The 17,959-nt window shown below is 55.2% G+C and carries 15 protein-coding genes; 6 read left to right on the top strand and 9 right to left on the bottom strand.

From position 1 onward, the window contains the following. Positions 1-59: 59 nt before the first annotated feature. Positions 60-752 (bottom strand): ribose-5-phosphate isomerase RpiA, encoded by a 693-nt coding sequence (rpiA, locus tag EDB95_RS10885; protein WP_246073603.1) that lies wholly within the window; start codon positions 750-752, stop codon positions 60-62. After that, complete coding sequence (locus EDB95_RS10880) at positions 749-1,993, bottom strand: nucleoside permease (RefSeq protein ID WP_133993497.1); 1,245 nt, start codon at positions 1,991-1,993, stop codon at positions 749-751. Before EDB95_RS10880 ends, rpiA begins: the two co-directional genes overlap by 4 nt. Positions 1,994-2,045: 52 nt before the next feature. Here EDB95_RS10880 and mqnE point away from each other — a divergent pair, with 52 nt between their 5' ends. Together mqnE and EDB95_RS10870 are read left to right on the top strand one after the other, a co-directional pair. Continuing rightward, the gene (mqnE, locus tag EDB95_RS10875) at positions 2,046-3,221 is read left to right on the top strand and encodes an aminofutalosine synthase MqnE (protein WP_133993495.1); all 1,176 of its coding nucleotides are present in this window, start codon (positions 2,046-2,048) and stop codon (positions 3,219-3,221) included. A 5-nt stretch (positions 3,222-3,226) separates the two neighbouring features. Then, complete coding sequence (locus EDB95_RS10870; RefSeq protein WP_133993493.1) at positions 3,227-3,613, top strand: hypothetical protein; 387 nt, start codon at positions 3,227-3,229, stop codon at positions 3,611-3,613. A 4-nt stretch (positions 3,614-3,617) separates the two neighbouring features. On the opposite strand, the gene EDB95_RS10865 is transcribed toward EDB95_RS10870, so the two are convergent. Continuing rightward, complete coding sequence (locus EDB95_RS10865) at positions 3,618-5,048, bottom strand: L-serine ammonia-lyase (RefSeq protein WP_133993491.1); 1,431 nt, start codon at positions 5,046-5,048, stop codon at positions 3,618-3,620. After that, positions 5,045-5,392: a hypothetical protein gene (locus tag EDB95_RS10860; RefSeq protein WP_133993489.1), complete on the bottom strand. Its 348-nt coding sequence runs from the start codon at positions 5,390-5,392 to the stop codon at positions 5,045-5,047. The genes EDB95_RS10865 and EDB95_RS10860 overlap by 4 nt, the downstream gene beginning before the upstream one ends. Positions 5,393-5,473: 81 nt before the next feature. Here EDB95_RS10860 and EDB95_RS10855 point away from each other — a divergent pair, with 81 nt between their 5' ends. Then, positions 5,474-6,409 carry a hypothetical protein gene (locus EDB95_RS10855; RefSeq protein ID WP_133993487.1) on the top strand — a complete coding sequence of 312 codons (936 nt, stop codon included), beginning with the start codon at positions 5,474-5,476 and terminating at the stop codon, positions 6,407-6,409. Between the two features lie 66 nt (positions 6,410-6,475). On the opposite strand, the gene groL is transcribed toward EDB95_RS10855, so the two are convergent. After that, positions 6,476-8,116 (bottom strand): chaperonin GroEL, encoded by a 1,641-nt coding sequence (gene groL / locus EDB95_RS10850; protein ID WP_133993485.1) that lies wholly within the window; start codon positions 8,114-8,116, stop codon positions 6,476-6,478. 18 nt (positions 8,117-8,134) lie between these two features. Beyond that, positions 8,135-8,416, bottom strand: coding sequence for a co-chaperone GroES (locus tag EDB95_RS10845; protein WP_133993483.1), 282 nt, complete (start codon positions 8,414-8,416; stop codon positions 8,135-8,137). Positions 8,417-9,540: 1,124 nt separating this feature from the next. Here EDB95_RS10845 and EDB95_RS10840 point away from each other — a divergent pair. The 3 genes from EDB95_RS10840 to EDB95_RS10830 all read left to right on the top strand — a co-directional run bounded on the left by EDB95_RS10840 (position 9,541) and on the right by EDB95_RS10830 (position 13,193). Further along, positions 9,541-11,967 carry an ABC transporter permease gene (locus EDB95_RS10840; RefSeq protein WP_133993481.1) on the top strand — a complete coding sequence of 809 codons (2,427 nt, stop codon included), beginning with the start codon at positions 9,541-9,543 and terminating at the stop codon, positions 11,965-11,967. A gap of 59 nt (positions 11,968-12,026) precedes the next feature. Then, positions 12,027-12,479 carry a hypothetical protein gene (locus EDB95_RS10835; RefSeq protein ID WP_133993479.1) on the top strand — a complete coding sequence of 151 codons (453 nt, stop codon included), beginning with the start codon at positions 12,027-12,029 and terminating at the stop codon, positions 12,477-12,479. 75 nt (positions 12,480-12,554) lie between these two features. Beyond that, the gene (locus tag EDB95_RS10830) at positions 12,555-13,193 is read left to right on the top strand and encodes a hypothetical protein (protein WP_133993477.1); all 639 of its coding nucleotides are present in this window, start codon (positions 12,555-12,557) and stop codon (positions 13,191-13,193) included. Between the two features lie 76 nt (positions 13,194-13,269). Here the strand turns inward: EDB95_RS10830 and EDB95_RS10825 are convergent, their stop codons facing one another. The 3 genes from EDB95_RS10825 to EDB95_RS10815 are packed head-to-tail and all read right to left on the bottom strand — an operon-like array spanning position 13,270 to position 17,934. Then, positions 13,270-15,234: a cellulase family glycosylhydrolase gene (locus EDB95_RS10825; RefSeq protein WP_133993475.1), complete on the bottom strand. Its 1,965-nt coding sequence runs from the start codon at positions 15,232-15,234 to the stop codon at positions 13,270-13,272. A gap of 14 nt (positions 15,235-15,248) precedes the next feature. Further along, a complete protein-coding gene (locus EDB95_RS10820; protein WP_133993473.1) occupies positions 15,249-16,445 on the bottom strand; it encodes a family 16 glycosylhydrolase in 1,197 nt (398 codons plus the stop codon). Between the two features lie 16 nt (positions 16,446-16,461). Then, positions 16,462-17,934: a glycoside hydrolase family 30 protein gene (locus EDB95_RS10815; protein WP_211352075.1), complete on the bottom strand. Its 1,473-nt coding sequence runs from the start codon at positions 17,932-17,934 to the stop codon at positions 16,462-16,464. Positions 17,935-17,959 lie beyond the last annotated feature (25 nt).

Raw genomic sequence — 17,959 nt, 5'->3', positions numbered from 1 at the left:
TCTACATAAAAAGGGCGTCCCACCTTCCAGGGACGTCCTTTTTGTATTTTAACGGCGGGCTATTTTCGCAGCTCCTTGACCGTACCGTCGGCATAGCCCACCAACACCTCGGTGGCGAGCCCGATGAACAACCCGTGCTCCACGACACCCGGGATCTCGTGCAACGCATGACCCAGCGCCGGTGCGTCGGCAATCGCGCCGAAGTGGGCGTCGAGGATGTAGTTGCCGTGGTCGGTGATCCAGGGCTTGCCGTCGCGCTGACGGATCTCGCTGGAAGGGCAGCCCAGGGCGGCCACGCGGCGTTGAACCTGTTTCCAGCCAAAAGGGATGACCTCTATGGGGAGGGGAAATTTGCCGAGGCGGTTGACCAGCTTTTGTTCATCTGCAATGACGATCATCCGGTCCGAAGCGGCGGCGACCATCTTCTCCTGGAGGTGGGCGCCACCCCCACCCTTGATCAACTGGAAGGCAGGGTCGACTTCGTCCGCCCCGTCGATGGTGAGGGCCAGCCGGTCGACGTCGTTTAGGGTGGCCAGGGGGATGCCCTGGGCCTGGGCCAGCTCGACAGTCGCCCTGGAGGTGGGGACCGCGGTGATTTGGAAACCTTCGCGAACCTTGGCGCCCAGCGCCATGATCATCCAATACGCGGTGGAGCCCGTACCGATACCGATGGCGGTACCGTTTTGTATAAACGTGGCAGCGTACTCGCCCACCTTTTTCTTCATCTGGTCTTTATCGGAAAGTGCGGTCATACGTGTTTGGGATAGGCAGTTTCGGGGGTGTGCTTGTAACGGAATACTAGCGGGAACACGATGCCGAGGAGCAATGCGTAACCGGCAAAAGTGAACCAGATCGGGGACCAGTGACGGACGCCGGCCACGGTAAAGTGATCGATCACCCAGCCGCTGCCGTAGCCGCCGATATACGCCCCGATACCGTTGGTCATGATCATGAACAAGCCCTGGGCGCTGGCGCGGATGCGCATGTCGGCTTCGCGTTCGACGAACAGGGACCCGGAGATATTAAAGAAGTCGAAGGCCATGCCGTATACGATCATCGACAGGGCGAGCAGGGGGAAACCCGTGCCCGGATCTCCAAGTCCGAAAAGGCCGAACCGGAACACCCAGGCAAAGATGCTCAGGAGCATCACGCGCTTGATCCCAAAGCGTCTTAGGAAAAAGGGGATGGCCAGGATAAACAGGGTTTCCGACACCTGCGAAACAGACACGAGGATGTTGGGGTGCTTCACCGCGAATGAATCGGGGTACACCCCTTTGAAATCTTCCAGGAAAGTCGTCGCCCAGGCATTCGATATCTGTAACGCGGCACCAAGAAGAAGGGCGAACAGAAAAAACAGTGCCATCTTTTTGCGCCGGAACAATACGAAGGCGTCGAGTCCAAGCGCCGAAGACAGGGAGCGCTTCTCGCCCGTGCCTCCGGGCGGAGCGCAGGCGGGCAGGGTAAACGCGTATACACCGAGCACCGCAGCCGCCCCCGCGCTTAAGTAAAGCTGGGTCGACGTCACGGTCCAGTGGTTCAGGTCGACGATCCACATCGCCACGATAAAACCGATGGTCCCCCATACGCGGATGGGTGGAAAATCCCGGACGACGTTATAATCCCTTTTTTCCAACACATTATACGAGACCGTATTGTTCAACGCAATAGTCGGCATGTACACAAAGGAGTTGAAGAGCATGATCCAATACAACAGACCGTAGTCCGTGACGGTGGCCGCCCAAAACAACAACCCCGCACCCGCCAGGTGGCAAAGCCCAAGGACGCGTTCGGCATTGACCCAGCGGTCCGCCACAATTCCGAGAAGCCCGGGCATGAACATAGCCGCTATGCCCATCGTGGCGAAGATGGAGCCGATCTGGACGCCGGTAAAGTGAAGGTGAGTAGAGAGGTATGCCCCCAGGGAAGTCAGCCAGGAACCCCAGACAAAAAACTCCAGGAAATTCATGACCAACAGTCTAAACTTGATATTCACGCGGGGAAATGGTTTTAGATCGGAAGGTATAGAATAATCCGTAATTTTGACTATGCAAACATCGACGCAGGGACTCGAAACCCTTTTTGAGACGGTAGACGAAGCATTGCAATCCATTGGCAAAAAGATTCTTTCCGGCGGGCGGATCACCCCCGAAGAAGGGATCGCACTTTTTGAGCGGGCGCCACTGCCCTTTGTGGGCGCTCTCGCTAACCACGTCCGGGAAACCAGGCACGGCGACAAGACCTATTTCAACCGGAACTTCCATATCGAGCCCACCAACGTGTGTGTCTTCACCTGCGCGTTTTGTTCCTATTCCCGCCTTTATGCCCACCGGGAAGAAGGCTGGGAGCTGAGCATCGAACAGATGATGGACATCGTCCGGTCCTACGACGGCAAACCCGTGACCGAGGTACACATCGTGGGCGGCGTCCATCCGAAGATGAACCTGGCGTATTTTGCAGACCTCCTCCGCCAGATCAAAGCACACCGGCCCGACCTGCACCGCAAGGGTTTCACCGCGGTGGAGCTGGACTATATGTTCCGTAAAGCAAAGGTCAGCGTCGAAGAAGGCATGGCCCTGCTCAAGGAAGCAGGTCTCCAGTCCCTGCCCGGTGGCGGAGCAGAAATTTTCCACCCCGACGTCCGCGCCAAAATCTGCGCCGACAAGGTAGATGCCGAGGGCTGGCTCCACATCCATGAAACCGCGCACCGCCTGGGTATGCACACCAACGCCACCATGCTCTACGGACACATCGAAACGTATGCCCACCGGATCGACCACATGGAACGGCTGCGCCAGCTCCAGGACAAGACCGGCGGCTTTAACACCTTTATCCCGCTGAAGTTCCGCAACAAGGACAACGATATGTCGGACGTGGCCGAGGTCAGCGTGGTCGAAGACATGAAGATGTATGCCATCGCCCGGTTGTACCTGGATAATTTCCCCCATCTGAAAGCCTACTGGCCCATGCTCGGCAGGCAAAAGGCGCAGCTTACCTTGGCCTTCGGGGTCAACGACCTGGACGGCACCATCGACGACTCCACCAAGATCTATTCCATGGCCGGGGCCGAAGAACAAAAACCCGCCATGAGCACCGCGGAGCTCGTCGCCCTGATCAAACAAGCCGGCCGCGCCCCCGTGGAACGCGACACCGTGTACAATACCATTCATGACTACAGCGGGGTCGAGCTCGACACGCTCCTGGCGGACCCCACCCTGAACTAATGACCATGAAACGTCTTGCGATCGCACTGTTGGTGCTGGCGGCCTGTCACACCAAACCCAAAGGCCTTGGTTATCTCGAACAATACGCCGGCCAGGCACCGGGCGCTATTTGGGGAACGGAACCGCTGCACAGCCAGCTCAAGGACCTCTTAGGAGATCGCTACGATCCTTTTGTGAAGGACATGGCGGGTGCCGGAGCGCTCACCAAAGACAAATACCTTTATACCTACGCAACCATCGACAGCGGTTACGCCTATATCCTGATCGATACCCATACGGATAAGATCGCGGCGGCCATTTATACAAAGGCGGCTATCGAGAATTTCCAGTCGCCGGGGGAGGCGTTTGATGTGCCGGCTGTGCTCAAGAGCCAGCTGGACTCGCTGAAGTAGTTCGTTAGCACTCCGGCAGGCTCAACGGTATGTTCACCGCAAGCCCACCATCCGCCGTTTCCTTATACTTGGTATTCATATCCAGCGCGGTATCCCACATGGTCTTGACGACCGCGTCCAGGGAGACCTTGGCATAATCGGGTGCGCTTTGAAGGGCGAGCTGCGATGCGGTGATGGCCTTGATGGCCCCCATCGTGTTTCGCTCGATACAGGGGATCTGGACAAGCCCGGCGATGGGGTCGCAGGTCAGCCCCAGGTGGTGTTCCATGGCGATTTCCGCTGCCATCATCACCTGGCGCTGGGTGCCCCCCATGACCTCGGTCAGGCCCGCCGCCGCCATGGCGGAGGACACGCCGATCTCGGCCTGACAACCACCCATGGCCGCTGAAATGGTGGCGCCCTTTTTAAAAATGCTCCCCACTTCGGAGGCGGTGAGCAGAAAGGTCATGATCTTTTCGTCCCGGAACCCGTCGCAGAACGTCACGAAGTATTGAAGCACGGCCGGGATAACGCCCGCGGCCCCGTTGGTGGGCGCGGTGACCACGCGGCCGAAGCTGGCATTCTCCTCGTTGACTGCGAGCGCAAAACAGCTGACCCAGTCGAGGGTATATTGAAAGGAGGCGCCCCCCGCGCGGATCGCATTCAACCATTCCTCAAAACCGTTGTACGTACGTCCCTGGAGGAGTTGGCGGTTCAAACCCGACGCCCGCCGTTTTACCTGAAGGCCGCCGGGAAGGGAGCCCTGGGCATGACAGCCGCGGTATATGCATTCCCGCATCACCCTCCATATATTCAGCACGCCGGCCCGGGTTTCGGTCTCCGGCCGCCAGGTATTTTCATTTTCCATCACCACTTCGGAAATGCTCATCCCGGTCTTCATGCACCAGTGGAGCAGGTCCCCCGCGTGGTCGATGGGAAAAGGCAACTGGACGGTCGCGCTCCCCGCGGGTGTTTCCCCTTCCTGCTGGATAAAGCCCCCGCCAATGGAATAATAGGTTTCCGCCACGGGGTCAAACCCTTCCCCTTCCAGCAAAAACGTCAGTGCGTTGGGATGGTACGGCAGGGTTTCGGAAAACAGGAACACGACATCGGTGGCAGGGTCAAAGGGCACGGCGTGCTTCCCAAGCAGCCGCAAGGTCTTGTTTGCGTCAATGTTTTCTACGTAAGACCCGATGGCGGCGGTATCGAAGGTAACAGGGTCTTCCCCGCCCAAACCCAGCAATACGGCAATGTCCGTCCCATGGCCTTTACCCGTTTTGGCGAGCGAGCCGTACAGGAGAACGCGGACGCTGTGCGCTTTGGCGAGCAGGCCGCGGCGGTCCATGTCCATGGCAAAACGCTGGGCCGCCCTCCAGGGTCCCAGGGTATGGCTGCTCGACGGGCCAACCCCGATCTTGAACATGTCAAATACGGAAATCGATTCTCTTGCGTTCATTCGTTATCGTTATTTAACCCTGAGGGTTTTTGGGCGCCGGGCGCCCCGGCCCGGGCCGAAATTTCTTTGTATTGCTGTTCCTTCCGGTCCCACAGGTATTGCTGCCGGAAGATAGAATAGAAAAGCACCACGCAAAACACCCCGATGGCCACGACCAGCAACTCCTCCCCCGATACAAAGGGAAGCCATTTGTACCAGTCCCGGAACAGAAAACAAATAAAGATCGGCGCGCCAAAAATGATCCCTTGGGGTAAGCCGTGAAGGAGCCGGTAGGTGAAACGCCCCTCCTTTTCCCGGTTCACCTCCCAGTAATGTAAAAAGTCTTTTTCTTGCTGAGTGAGCATTCCCCAAGATTTCGGCAAAGATATTGATTACTGGAATTCGGCTTTTTTCCTGTAGGTTTGTTTATAAACACCACGTGCAGAATGAAAATTTCCGATTTGCTCAGCCAATATCTGTATCAGAACAAGGAACTGGTATTGGAAGGTTTTGGCGTATTTCACCTGGACCCCTCTGTAAATGTGCAAGACGCCAAGGAACCACAGCAGGTCTATCAGGGCATTACTTTTGACAACAACAATAAGCTCAAGTCGCCCCCCGAGCTCATCGATTTTCTCGTCCAGCATTCGGGCAAGATGAAGCCCCTGGCCATATCCGACCTGGAGGCCTTCCTGACCACCGGCAGGGAGCTCTTAAATCTCGGCAAGCCGCTGATTTTGAATGGCATAGGCACATTGACCGGGATCCGCCAGACAAACCTGGAATTTACCCCCGGGCCCTTTATTCCCGTTCGCCTCGAAAGGGAAGGACAGTTCAAGGAACGCGTGGCCACCAGCGAAGAGGAGCTGTTCCATGCCGAAGACGTCCCGGGTGCGCCGGGATCCTCCACAAACGGCCGCCGCCTCATGCTCATCATCGCCGGCGTTCTTGTCCTCCTGCTGGCCGGCTGGGGGCTTTACCATATCGCCTTCCAGCATAAAGCCGGGACCGGCACCGATACTACCGGTCAGATACAACCGGTGGAGGGGGAGGCGCCCGCCGCCCACAAGGATACAACAACCACTTCGGATACTACGGCAAAGGCGCCGGTAACGGCCCCGGCCGCTGCGCCGGTGGCGCCTGCGGTCAACGGTCCCGTCACCTTCCGGGTGCTGATACGTACCTACTCCGAGGCGGGAAGAGCGCACCGCCGCCTGGACTCCCTGATTAAATGGGGGCATAAAGTCGTCCTGGAGTCCAGGGACTCCACCCATTTTGCCATCCTGATGCCGTTTACGCTTCCCCTTTCGGATACCACCCGGGTCAGGGATTCCCTGGCGGACTTTTTTGGAAGTAGGGTGCGGATCGTTCCGGCGCACTAAAGAAATGCATAAAAGAAAAAGGCCATCCTCGCGGACGGCCTTTTTTCTTTTGTATAGCGGAGGATATTAATAATCCATACCCATTCCACCACCCGGCATACCACCATGGGGAGCGGCAGCACCTTTGGGTTCGGGTTTGTCGGCGATAACGGCCTCGGTGGTCAGGAGCATACCGGCAATGGAAGCGGCATTCTCCAGGGCTACGCGGGTTACCTTCGTCGGGTCGATGATACCGGCGGAGAGCATCTTCTCGAAGGTCTCGGTCCGGGCGTTGAAACCAAAGTCACCCTTGTTCTCTTTCACCTTCTGGACGACGATGGAACCGTCGATACCGGCGTTGGCGGCAATCTGGCGCAGGGGCTCTTCCAGGGCGCGACGGACGATCTTGATACCGGTAGTTTCGTCGTTGTTCTCGCCTTCGAGTTTTTCGAGGGCTTCGATGGCGCGGATGAACGCGGTCCCACCGCCCGGTACGATGCCTTCTTCGATGGCAGCGCGGGTAGCGTGGAGGGCGTCGTCAACGCGGTCCTTCTTTTCCTTCATTTCCACTTCGGTAACGGCGCCTACATTGAGGACGGCAACGCCGCCGCTCAGCTTGGCCAGGCGTTCCTGGAGCTTTTCCTTATCGTAATCGGAGGTGGTTACCTCGATCTGGGCCTTGATCTGACCGACGCGGGCTTCGATGTCTTTCTTTTTACCGCTGCCGCCGACGATGGTCGTGTTGTCCTTGTCGATGACCACGCGTTCTGCACGGCCGAGATAGCTCAGGTCGGCGTTTTCCAGCTTGTAGCCTTGTTCTTCGCTGACAACGGTGCCGGCGGTGAGGATGGCGATGTCCTGGAGCATTTCCTTACGACGGTCGCCAAAACCGGGGGCTTTTACAGCGGCTACCTTCAGGGTACCACGCAGTTTGTTGACCACCAGGGTAGCGAGGGCTTCGCCTTCCAGGTCTTCGGAGATGATCAGGAGGGGAGCACCTTGTTGGGCGACTTTTTCGAGGATGTGCAGGATGTCCTTCATGGCGCTGATCTTCTTGTCGTAGATCAGGATATAAGGACGTTCCAGTTCCGCTTCCATCTTTTCGCTGTTGGTCACGAAATAAGCGGAGCTATAACCACGGTCGAATTGCATCCCTTCGACGACTTCGACAGTCGTGTCGGTGCCGCGGGCTTCTTCTACAGTGATGACGCCGTCCTTGCCTACTTTTTCAAAAGCTTCGGCAATGAGCTTACCGATGACTTCGTCGCTGTTGGCGGAGATGGCAGCCACCTGTTGGATCTTGGCGCTGTCGGTACCAACTTTCTCAGATTGTTTTTCGAGGTGTTTTACCACTTTGGCAACGGCCTTGTCGATACCGCGCTTCAGGTCCATCGGGTTGGCCCCTGCGGCGACGTTTTTCAGCCCTTCGCTGATGATGGCGTGCCCGAGCACCGTAGCCGTGGTCGTACCGTCACCGGCGATGTCGGCGGTCTTGGAGGCCACTTCCTTCAGCATCTGGGCGCCCATGTTTTCGATGGCGTCTTCCAGTTCGATTTCTTTGGCCACGGTAACACCGTCCTTGGTCACGGAGGGAGCGCCGAATTTCTTTTCGATAACCACGTTACGTCCTTTGGGACCCAGGGTGACTTTCACGGCGTTAGCCAGTGTATCGACGCCCTTTTTCATACGATTGCGGGCTTCAATGTCGAAGAATATTTGTTTTGCCATATTAGGTTTAATTAATGATTAGATGATAGCCAGGATGTCGCTCTCCCTCATGATCAGGTAGTCGTGGCCTTCGATCGAGATCTCGGTGCCTGCGTATTTGCCATAGAGAACAGTGTCGCCCGACTTCACGCTCATGGGCTCGTCCTTCTTACCAGGACCGGCGGCGATGACGGTGCCACGCTGGGGTTTTTCTTTTGCAGTGTCGGGGATAATGATGCCGCCTGCCGTCTTTTCTTCCGCGGGAGCCGGCTGTACGATCACCCTGTCATGCAAAGGGGTTACGCTTAAATTCTTAGCCATGGTGTATTTTATTTTGAGTTTTAAAGATTTGGTACGATCTGGCCACGAATGTCGTGCCATTGTCATCCGGATGTCCGGTATCGGTCAATTTTGCACGGATCCCCTCACCCCGGTCTGTCTTTGGTCTCCGTGTCAGGTTCCCCGGTCCGCAAAGATGGGCTAAAATGTCATTTTTTCAGGTGGTCGTTTGCGATTTCTGCCGGTTTTCGCACACGTTTGCGTTGAAGTTTTTCAAATTAAAAACGCTTTAATTTAGATATATTCAAATAAACATTCCCTTTTTGAATATTTTGAAAAAATAGAGCAAATAGGTGTAAAAAATACGGTTAACTGAAACCAATGTTAAAAGAAACTCGTAATATTATAACGGGTTGTTAATTCACCCTCCAAAACCTTACCTAATGAAACAAAAGTGTTATTCTCCCGTTGCAGCCTCGACTGCATGCCTCAAAGGCCACATTCCTCCAAATCTTTCTTATAATTATATATATGCTTTCATAAACCCATGAAAGTACATCCATCTGTATCCTAGGGCAAAACTTAATCCGTACCCCAGTCTGATCCGTATCCTGTAAAACCGAAGTGCTCGTTTTTTATCCGTATCCCAAAGAAATCCAGATCCAAGTATCCAAAACCCATTGAAAACCAGTATCCAAGTATCCGTTTTAAGCCAAGTTATCCAGTATCGTCTCTTGAAAACCCTTTATCCGAACATCCTTAGAAAACATTGAGTCCAAACATCCGTGAAAACCAAGGTTCCAGATCCTGAAAAACCCGCATCCATGTATCCCTAGAAAGCCGAATGGGTTAGCTACCCGCCCATAGTCCATCCAACAACGCACCTATTTTTTTTACATAAGTAGTATTTTGCCCTAAAGAATTGGCCCGGCCTTTTGGTCGGGCCTTTGTGTTGTTGCGCCGGAGGCTCCCCGTAGGAAATTTGTCGCCTCCGGCGCAACAACCTCTTATGCGTCGCGGCGAAGGGAGGCAAAGCCCCCCTTCGCAATCCCCCTTTGCGGACACCGTCCGTATCGAAACCGGACGAACCCACGGCGCCGCCATGGCGCAAGATATTGATATGCAACTTCTTGCAGAAGTGGCACAGCCTTGGAAGCGCTTGCCCTATGATCCGAAACTATCTAAAGGTCGCCTTGCGCAACCTGATGAGGAATAAAGTTTTCTCGACCATCAACGTCCTGGGGCTGTCGGTGGGGCTGACCGTGTGCACCCTTCTTTCCCTGTACATCTGGCATGAAACCCACTACGACGACTACCACCCGGACATCGATCGGCTGTACCAGGTGGGAACGATCGAGCACGTCCAGGGTAAGAAGATCCGTTTTCAGGGTTGTCCGAATACGCTCGCGGCGGCCTTCAAAGGGGTTTTTCCGGAGGTGGAGGCCACGGCGAGGATATGCCCGCTGTTGCTGGACGACCATACGCTGATGCAGAACGGTACGAGTTCCTTTTATGAAGACAAGGGTTTTGCGGCGGACTCCGGTTTTTTCCAACTCTTCAAATACGATTTCGTGGAGGGCAACCCGGCCACGGCCGTGAGCGGCCCCTACTCCATCGTCCTGTCCAAGGACATTGCCGACAAGCTGTTCGGTGGCGGTCCCGCGCTGAACAAGGTGATCCATATCTCCAGCGCGTTTGATGGGGACCACGATTATACCATTACGGGGGTCTTCCGGCCCATAAACAAACCTTCTCACATCGACGCCCGTTTTTTCGTCTCGATGTATGGCGGTGGGATCGGCGACCTTATCCGGACATGGAAAAAGACGACGTCCAATTACTTCTTCGTGACCTATGTACGGCTCAGGCCCTGGGCCAGTCCTGCACAGATCGAACCCGGGCTGAAGGCTTTCGTGGATATGTATGAAGGGAACGACCTGAAAGCGGCGGGCTATACCCGGGATCATTTTCTGATCAAAGTCCGGGACATACACCTCCACGCCAATATGGACTATGGGGACGTGACACCGGGGGGCAGCATCACTTACCTGTATATCCTTGGCTCCATCGCCTTGTTCACGCTGCTGATTGCCTGTATCAACTTTATGAACCTGTCCACGGCGCGCTCAACCAGGCGGTCCGCCGAAGTCGGGGTCCGGAAAACCCTGGGCGCGCGACAATCCACCCTTGTCCGGCAGTTCCTGGGCGAGTCCCTTCTGATGGCGCTGCTGGCTTATGTTGTTTCCATACTGCTCGTCTGGATGCTGCTACCGGGTTTTAACCTTCTGGCCGGTAAACACATCACCCTTACGGGGGCCCAATTGTTCGTGTTGGGCGCCGCTTCCCTGGTACTTGCTGGGCTGACCGGGCTTCTGGCGGGCAGCTATCCGGCGCTTTACCTTTCTTCTTTCAAACCCGTAAAGGTCCTGAAGGGTAAGTCGGCCAATTCCCTGGCGGTAGCCTCGGTGCGAAAAGGCCTGGTCGTCTTCCAATTCGGCATCGCGATCATCCTGATCGTGGCAGTGGCGATCATCGTGCGGCAGATGCAGTACCTCCGCAACGCAGACCTTGGGTTTACAAAAGACCAGCAGCTCATCATCCCGCTGCAGAGCGAAGGCGCCTGGAAATTGTATACGCCTTTGAAAGCCGAGTTGCAAAAGCAGGCCGGTGTCGAATCGGTAGGGGCCTCCTTTCTTTACCCGGGACACGTCGGTTGGTCGGGTACCTATTACGCCGACGGGCAACCTAGTACGGACAACCATCCCTTCCTGACCAACTATATCGACTTCGATTTTATGCGGACGCTGGGGTTGCAAACAGTAGCCGGGCATGCCTTTACCGATCAGTTCCCCTCGGACAGCGTGGATGGGGTCGTGATCAACGAGACGGGCGCCCGGGCGCTCGGGTACACGCCCGCTACCTGTATCGGTAAGGGTTTTCACAACGCCAACAGCAAGGAGATACTGCGGATCGTGGGTGTTATGAAGGATTTTCATTTCGAAGACCTGCACGTGCCGATCATGAGCGTCGCATTTTTTGTTAACAGCGCGCCCCGGTACAATTATATCATCGCCCATGTCAACGCGTCCAACATGGGTTCCGTGATCGCGGCGGCGAAAGCCTTCTGGCGCACATCGGACCCCAACGAACCCTTTGAATATTCCTTCCTCGACGGCGAATTTCAAAAACACTATGAAGAAGACAACCGCCTGGCGGCCCTGGTGGGGTACGCAACGGGTATTGCCATCTTCATCTCCTGCCTGGGGCTTTTTGGCCTGGCGGCTTTTAGCGCCGAACAACGCACCAAGGAAATCGGGATCCGGAAAGTCCTTGGCGCCAACGTCGCGGGAATCGTCGGTTTGCTCTCGGCCGATTTCATGAAGCTGGTGCTTCTGGCCGTGGTACTGGGTTCTCCTGTCGGCTGGTGGGCGACCCACCGCTGGCTCCAGGACTTCGCGTACCGGACAACCATCCCCTGGACGATCTTTGCCCTCACTACGGGCGCGGCCCTGTTGATTGCCTTTGCCACGATCAGCGTGCAGGCCTTTCGGGCGGCGATGGCGAGGCCGGTGGATTCCTTGCGGAATGAATAGACAATTTACAAGCTAACAGTCATTAGGCAATTCGCAAGAATTTGTTATTTTCGCGGGCTATGCTGGAATTGCCGCCATATGTCTTCCGTGGAACAACTAAAAATTGGCCTGGGAATCCAAGTGCTATTGAGGGGCCGTTCACATATACTTCAGTAAATCCGATTAAAGCACTTTGGTTCGCTCTTGAGTGTTATAAAAAAAACCCGGATGCGGCTGTCATATACCTGGCTAGACGTGAAAATTTAATCGATCTTGATATCCATTCAAATAACTATTTAAGCAAGGTGGAGGAAGAAATTAAGTTTACGATTACACCGGAAAAATTTTATACCCGTTGTGACGGGCATATTCATTGCCGTGATTTTCAATTTGTTGCAAACTCTTCAGGGTATAGTGTCTACAATATTGTCCGAATAGATAACCTAACTAGACTTTGCTATGAGACGGGAAAGCTCTCAAAAAAGGAAATTGAAAGGTTGGTTCAAGCTATTCGACCATTTCTAAAAAAATGAGTAATTTGTAGCTAGGTATTCTTATTAGCTATTGATTATATCCTATAGGTTTATTATAAGACGTGAATTTTCCAAATGCTTAAAGAGGGTGTCATAGTGTTAACGATTCAAGGAAGAGTGAAGAGCAAAGTCATCAAGAAAGTGACTAAGGATTATTTATTGGAGGAAAATCAAGGATGGTTCTTCATAGATTATGTAGTTAAAGAAGTTCCACTAAGTACAAAATTTGACGTTATACTAGAGGGCGAGAGCAAACGATTAATTTCAGGGCCAGGACTTTTTACTTGTAAAGTGATAACGTGTTTAGATCAAGATGGATATAGATTCAAGTCAATCCCAGAAGGATATAAGACTATTTGCAAATTGGAATTTAATCCAATTATACCCACTGTTGTCAAGAAATCTCCTTTATTAGATCATTGGGATTATAATCCCAAAGCTATTTCAATAGCAAATTCTTACGATATTGAACTAGGCATATCTGATTTTTTAATGGATGATATTTATAAAATTCTTTTCCCACAGATAAAAAGGACGCTCACTGAAAAAAACTTTGAGCATCAAATCTCAAAAAGTGATTTTATCAACATACTCCAAAAATCATATAAAACACACTTTAATAGTGCTATCACTATCTTAGAGAACCTGATATTATTGGGAAAAGTAACTCAAAAAGAAGATAACGAGCTTGAGCTCGCCGATGTTGAAGGATAATTTCTTTTACAATTTTAATTGGTATTACATCAAAAAAAGACGAATGGATTCTGAGCCCATTCGTCTTTTTTGATTTTTACTCAATCGCAATATAGCTAAAATTAAATCCTCCCGCTCGCGCCAATATACGCAAGTGATGCACTCCCGCCTTCAGATAGATCCGGTGTTTCCCGATACTGACCCAGGGCGCTGGCGATGCGCCGGGCACTAGCATCGCAGCGTCCGCCGGAAGTGTGCGTTCGTCAAGCAAGGCTTCGCCCCTCACGGGGTCGTAGTCCAACAGTTGCCAGGAGGGGGCGGCGTAGGCTGCGTCGGAGAGCAGGGCGGCATTTCCGTTGGTGGCCGCGCGGGCGGCGCCAGCGGCCGCGCCCGCCGGGGTGTTCGCGGGCAGGCCCGCGGTCGCGTTTGCCGCGGCCGCCGCGCTTGGCGTATCCGCCGACGATGGCTGCACGATGCGATGCCGGTGGATGGGTTCCACGGGCGCCGCTTCCACGCGATAGCTGACGGTATAATATCCGCTGCGGGGCACGCGAACCGTGTATTGCATCCATTCTCCGGGCTCGATGTCCGTCACCGCATATCCCATGGAACCGGTATCCGTGCAAAGGGTAATGTCTACCCCGTCGTTCCGGTAGTAGCCACCGCGGTTCCAGGGGGCGTTGATGCCGTTGGAGGTCCTGAAATTCGCGGTATCCAGATCATAGTAGGCAAAGCCGTTGCGACCCAGGTCGTAGTTGGCGCCATAGACGCGGGCGGGTATCGAGGCCGGCTGGAAGGGCAGCGTTTTGTCCGAATGCACCTGCCGGAACATCGCGTCGATGACATCCTTGTGATAGGTATTGCGCGCAACCGAAGATCCGGATGCCAGCTGCATCAATACAGCGTAGGCCTCCGTGGCGGAAGGCTTTGGCCCCTTCCCTTCCCAGTAGGCTATGATGTCCGGCCAGCCCGGGGGAAAGTGGAATTCCAAAGGATTGTTCACCCCGGCTTTTTTGAGGGGCCACCAGGTCCAGCTGATGTGGTTGCTTTCTACGAGGGCAATGGCGTCGGTGGTCCAGGTGTTGGAGTTTTCCCCGGACTCGCCCAGCCAAAGGGGGATGTTGTAACGGGTCCTGAGGTCGATCACGCCCTGGATGGACGCCTGGTCGTTGTAGTTCCAGTATTTATGGAAGCTGACGGCCATATTGCTGTCCCAGGGTGGCAACAGGCCGTGAAAATTGTTGGCCCAGCAGTTGCCTTCGATAAAAATAAGGTGTTGTTTATCGACCGCGCGGATGGTGTCGGTGACCCGTATGAGGAGGCTGCGCAAGGGACCATTGTCCTTTTCGGAACAGCCGTGTTCATCGGCGGGATCGCTAAAACCCCAGTTGGTTTCGTTGAGCAGGTCATAGCCGCCGATCCAGGGATCCCGCCCATAGCGCTCGGCGAGCTTTCGCCAAAGGGCCACCGTTTTCTGTTGGTTATAGGGGCTTTGCCAGAGGGAGGGTTTTTGCTTGTCCCGGTCGGAGATGGCGATGTCGTTGCCTTGTCCGCCGGGGGCGGCGTGGAGGTCCAGGATAAGGTAGATGTGGTCGACCCGGCACCAGCGCAACAGGCTGTCCAAAAGCGTAAAGCCGGTGGGTAGCCAGGTGTTCCGGCCGGGAACGGGCTCCTGGTCGATGGGCAGGGTAAATAGGTTGAAGTGCAGGGGTACCCGCACTGCGTTAAAACCCCAGGAAGCCAGCGAATCGATGTCGGCCCGGGTCGTTTGGTGGGCTCTCCAGGAGGCGTAAAAAGCATCGGTTTTTTCCGGCCCGACCAGGTCCGAAATACGCGCGCGGATCTGCGTCTGGTTCACCGCGACACCCGCTACCCGGAGCATATACGGCTCCTGCAGCATCCATCCTCCCAACCCGATCCCCCTCAGAATAACCTCGTGGTGACGGCCGTCGGCGATCCGGTCTCCTTCCCGGTGAAGAAATCCCTGGCAGCGGGCCTGGCCGGCACCAAGGCCGGCCAGGGCTACCCATAGGATAAGGCTAAGACGCGTTGCTTTTTTCATTTTGATTCCTAATTCTATTGATAAACCCTTACATAATCCACAAACATCCGTTGCGGGAACACGGTCGTGCCGTCGGGCGGCCCGGGCCAATTCCCACCCACGGCCACGTTGAATATGAAAAAGAAAGGACTGTTAAATGGATTGACGCCGCTGGTGACGTTGGTGGCGTAGCTGGCCTGGACGTACACCTGGTTATCGACGAGGTAGGTCACGCTGTCCTGGGTCCAGACTTCGCTAAAGGTGTGGAAGGCCTGCGAGAAGTTCACGCCAGACAGGTTGTAGTTATTGTTGAAGGTCCCTTCGGTATTGTTGGCCTGTTCCCAGTGGATCGAGCCGGTCACCCGGCTGGGATAGGTACCGATGAGCTCCATGATGTCCATTTCCCCGCAGGCGGGCCAGGCGGTACCGGTATTGATGTTGTTCCCCAGCATCCAGAGGGCGGGCCACATGCCGGTGGACACGGGCAGCTTGGCGCGGATATCGATGCGGCCGTGGGTAAAGGAGTGTTTACCGTAGGTGTCCAGCCTTGCGGAAGTATAGTTGTTCCCACCATAGCTTTCCTGGCGGGCTTCGATCACCAGGACGCCGCTGCTTAGAAAGGCATTCTGGATGCGGTTGGTATAGTTTTCGAGTTCCTGGTTCCCCCAGCCGCTGCCGCCTTGTTCATAGTTCCAGCTATTGGGATCAAGCGTATGACCCGTATTGAACTCGTCGCTCCAGGCAAGGGTATATCCGGGATAAGACGTAGGAGTATGATCCCCCGTGGTGTCCACTGGGAGATAGGTCCCGTCGTTGATGATGGTTGCAGCCGCAGTGGCAGTGCCGAGGGCCGCGCCCGCCGGGTTGCTGAGCACGGCGTGAAAAACCTGCGGGTTCTGGCGGAGGCTGTCCCCCGTGATGACCACGTCGAAGTAGCCTTCGGACGTCCCGGCTTTGATGGTCAGCGTACCGGTGGCGGCGACATAGTCTGTTCCGCTTTTGGCGGTGCTGTCCTGCGTCGCATAGCTCACCGTCACGTCGCTGGTGGCCGCGGCGCTCAGGTCCACAAAGAACCGGGCGTGGGTGGCGGTGTCCTGGCGGTTGACGGTAGTGGAGCTGATGCTCACCGTGATCGAGGGGGTCGTCGTACCGCCGCCACCGCCGCTTGATTTTTTGGTACAGCCAGCCGTCAGAAACAAGGCCAGATAAGGTATCGCTCGTGTCAAAAGCATAGTCGTTTATTGAAGATTACCATACGTAGGTGCCCACCGATCCCCCATTGAGGCTGGTGGAGACCCATTTCCCGTTGAACTGGATGTTGAATGTCTGCGCGCCCGTGTTGTCGTTCTCCACGATCAGGACCTTTTTGCCGTCGGGCCTCAGAAAGGCGACATTGTTAAGGTTGTTCGCCGCGCCGGAGGATATCCGGACGGAGCCCGGGAGCACAAACTTGGAAGCGTGTGCGATGATGTAATAAGAAACGTTCCGGGTCACCGAAGTACCGATCGTCAGCGCGCCCTTGCAGGTGCTGCAGCCGCCTTGCGTATGCGGTTGGTAGTTCGGGTCGCTGGCCAGGTTCCACTCCAGGGCATTCCGGCTCCAGTTCTGCGTGGAACCGATGATGATGTTCTTGAGGTGGTAGGCCAGGTCGGCCGCGAAGTCGCCCGTGGAAGCGGTATAGAATTCGGTAAAGTACACATTCTTGCCCGGGAAGGCGTTATGTACGACCGACAGGGCCGAAATGCTGCCTGCGTAAAAGTGCCAGGCCGAACCGTCCACATATTTATCCGTGGCCGTATCCTCAAATATCGTTTCCGGGTAGGTGGGCACGTCACAGTTATGGTCCCACACGATGATCTTCGTCGCGATGCCATTGGCGGCGAAGGTGGGCCCGAGGTAAAACCTTACCAGGGTATCTTCGGTCACTGCCTGTACCACCATGGCCGGGTTGTTGTTGGCGTTCAGGGGTTCATTTTGGGGCGTAATCGCGTCGATATGAATCCCCTGGGCCTTCATCGCCTGGATGTACTTGACGAAATAGTTTGCATACACCTGGTAATACTGCGGCAGAAGCGATCCGCCGGAAGTACTCTGGTTGGTTTTCATCCAGGCCGGGGCGGACCATGGACAAGCCAATATCTTGATGTTGGGGTTGATCGCGAGGATCATTTGCAGGACGGGGACGACGTTCACGTCACCCGCCAGCAGGTTAAAGTTGGACAAGGTGGTATCCGTTTGGCCGTTCCCTACGTCGTCGTAGGAATACGCCGAACTGCTGAGGTCGGAAGCCCCGATCGTGACCCGCAGATAGCTGATCCCGATGGAATTACTATCCGAGCCGAAGAGCTCGTGGAGGAGGGAGGTACGGGTGGTGGGATCCATACGATAGATCAGGTCCGCACTTCCGCCGGTGAGGCAAAAGCCGAAGCCGTCGATCGACTGGTACTGGGTCGTCGAATCCACGGTGATGCTGGGACCCGTGCCCGGGACGCCACCGAAGTTGAGTGCTACGTTCTGTTTTGCCAAGAGTGCGGACTGGTCACCATTGGTGAGCCAGAAACTGACCTGTGTCGCCACCGCGGTCTTACCGGAAGTATCCGGCGGAGTGACGGGGGGCGGCTGCGGGCTTGACTTCTTCCCGCAGCCGGTCACCACCGTTCCGCTGTATCCGATGAACATCCATACGCACAAAACTGAAATCCGGATAAGCTGTTTCTTCATATACGATTGGTTCTTCTTAATCTCT

Source organism: Dinghuibacter silviterrae (assembly GCF_004366355.1).
In the GTDB taxonomy this organism is placed as follows: domain Bacteria; phylum Bacteroidota; class Bacteroidia; order Chitinophagales; family Chitinophagaceae; genus Dinghuibacter; species Dinghuibacter silviterrae.
Note: the sequence above shows the minus strand (reverse complement) of the source record. Positions and strands in the feature narration are given on the sequence as shown.

Coding starts and splice junctions, on each gene's coding strand:
- rpiA (WP_246073603.1), bottom strand. CDS start 752: ATGACCGCACTTTCCGATAAAGACCAGATGAAGAAAAAGGTGGGCGAG.
- EDB95_RS10845 (WP_133993483.1), bottom strand. CDS start 8,416: ATGGCTAAGAATTTAAGCGTAACCCCTTTGCATGACAGGGTGATCGTA.
- EDB95_RS10820 (WP_133993473.1), bottom strand. CDS start 16,445: ATGCTTTTGACACGAGCGATACCTTATCTGGCCTTGTTTCTGACGGCT.
- EDB95_RS10865 (WP_133993491.1), bottom strand. CDS start 5,048: ATGAACGCAAGAGAATCGATTTCCGTATTTGACATGTTCAAGATCGGG.
- EDB95_RS10870 (WP_133993493.1), top strand. CDS start 3,227: ATGAAACGTCTTGCGATCGCACTGTTGGTGCTGGCGGCCTGTCACACC.
- EDB95_RS10860 (WP_133993489.1), bottom strand. CDS start 5,392: ATGCTCACTCAGCAAGAAAAAGACTTTTTACATTACTGGGAGGTGAAC.
- EDB95_RS10840 (WP_133993481.1), top strand. CDS start 9,541: ATGATCCGAAACTATCTAAAGGTCGCCTTGCGCAACCTGATGAGGAAT.
- EDB95_RS10830 (WP_133993477.1), top strand. CDS start 12,555: ATGCTTAAAGAGGGTGTCATAGTGTTAACGATTCAAGGAAGAGTGAAG.
- EDB95_RS10855 (WP_133993487.1), top strand. CDS start 5,474: ATGAAAATTTCCGATTTGCTCAGCCAATATCTGTATCAGAACAAGGAA.
- EDB95_RS10815 (WP_211352075.1), bottom strand. CDS start 17,934: ATGAAGAAACAGCTTATCCGGATTTCAGTTTTGTGCGTATGGATGTTC.
- groL (WP_133993485.1), bottom strand. CDS start 8,116: ATGGCAAAACAAATATTCTTCGACATTGAAGCCCGCAATCGTATGAAA.
- EDB95_RS10835 (WP_133993479.1), top strand. CDS start 12,027: ATGCTGGAATTGCCGCCATATGTCTTCCGTGGAACAACTAAAAATTGG.
- mqnE (WP_133993495.1), top strand. CDS start 2,046: ATGCAAACATCGACGCAGGGACTCGAAACCCTTTTTGAGACGGTAGAC.
- EDB95_RS10825 (WP_133993475.1), bottom strand. CDS start 15,234: ATGAAAAAAGCAACGCGTCTTAGCCTTATCCTATGGGTAGCCCTGGCC.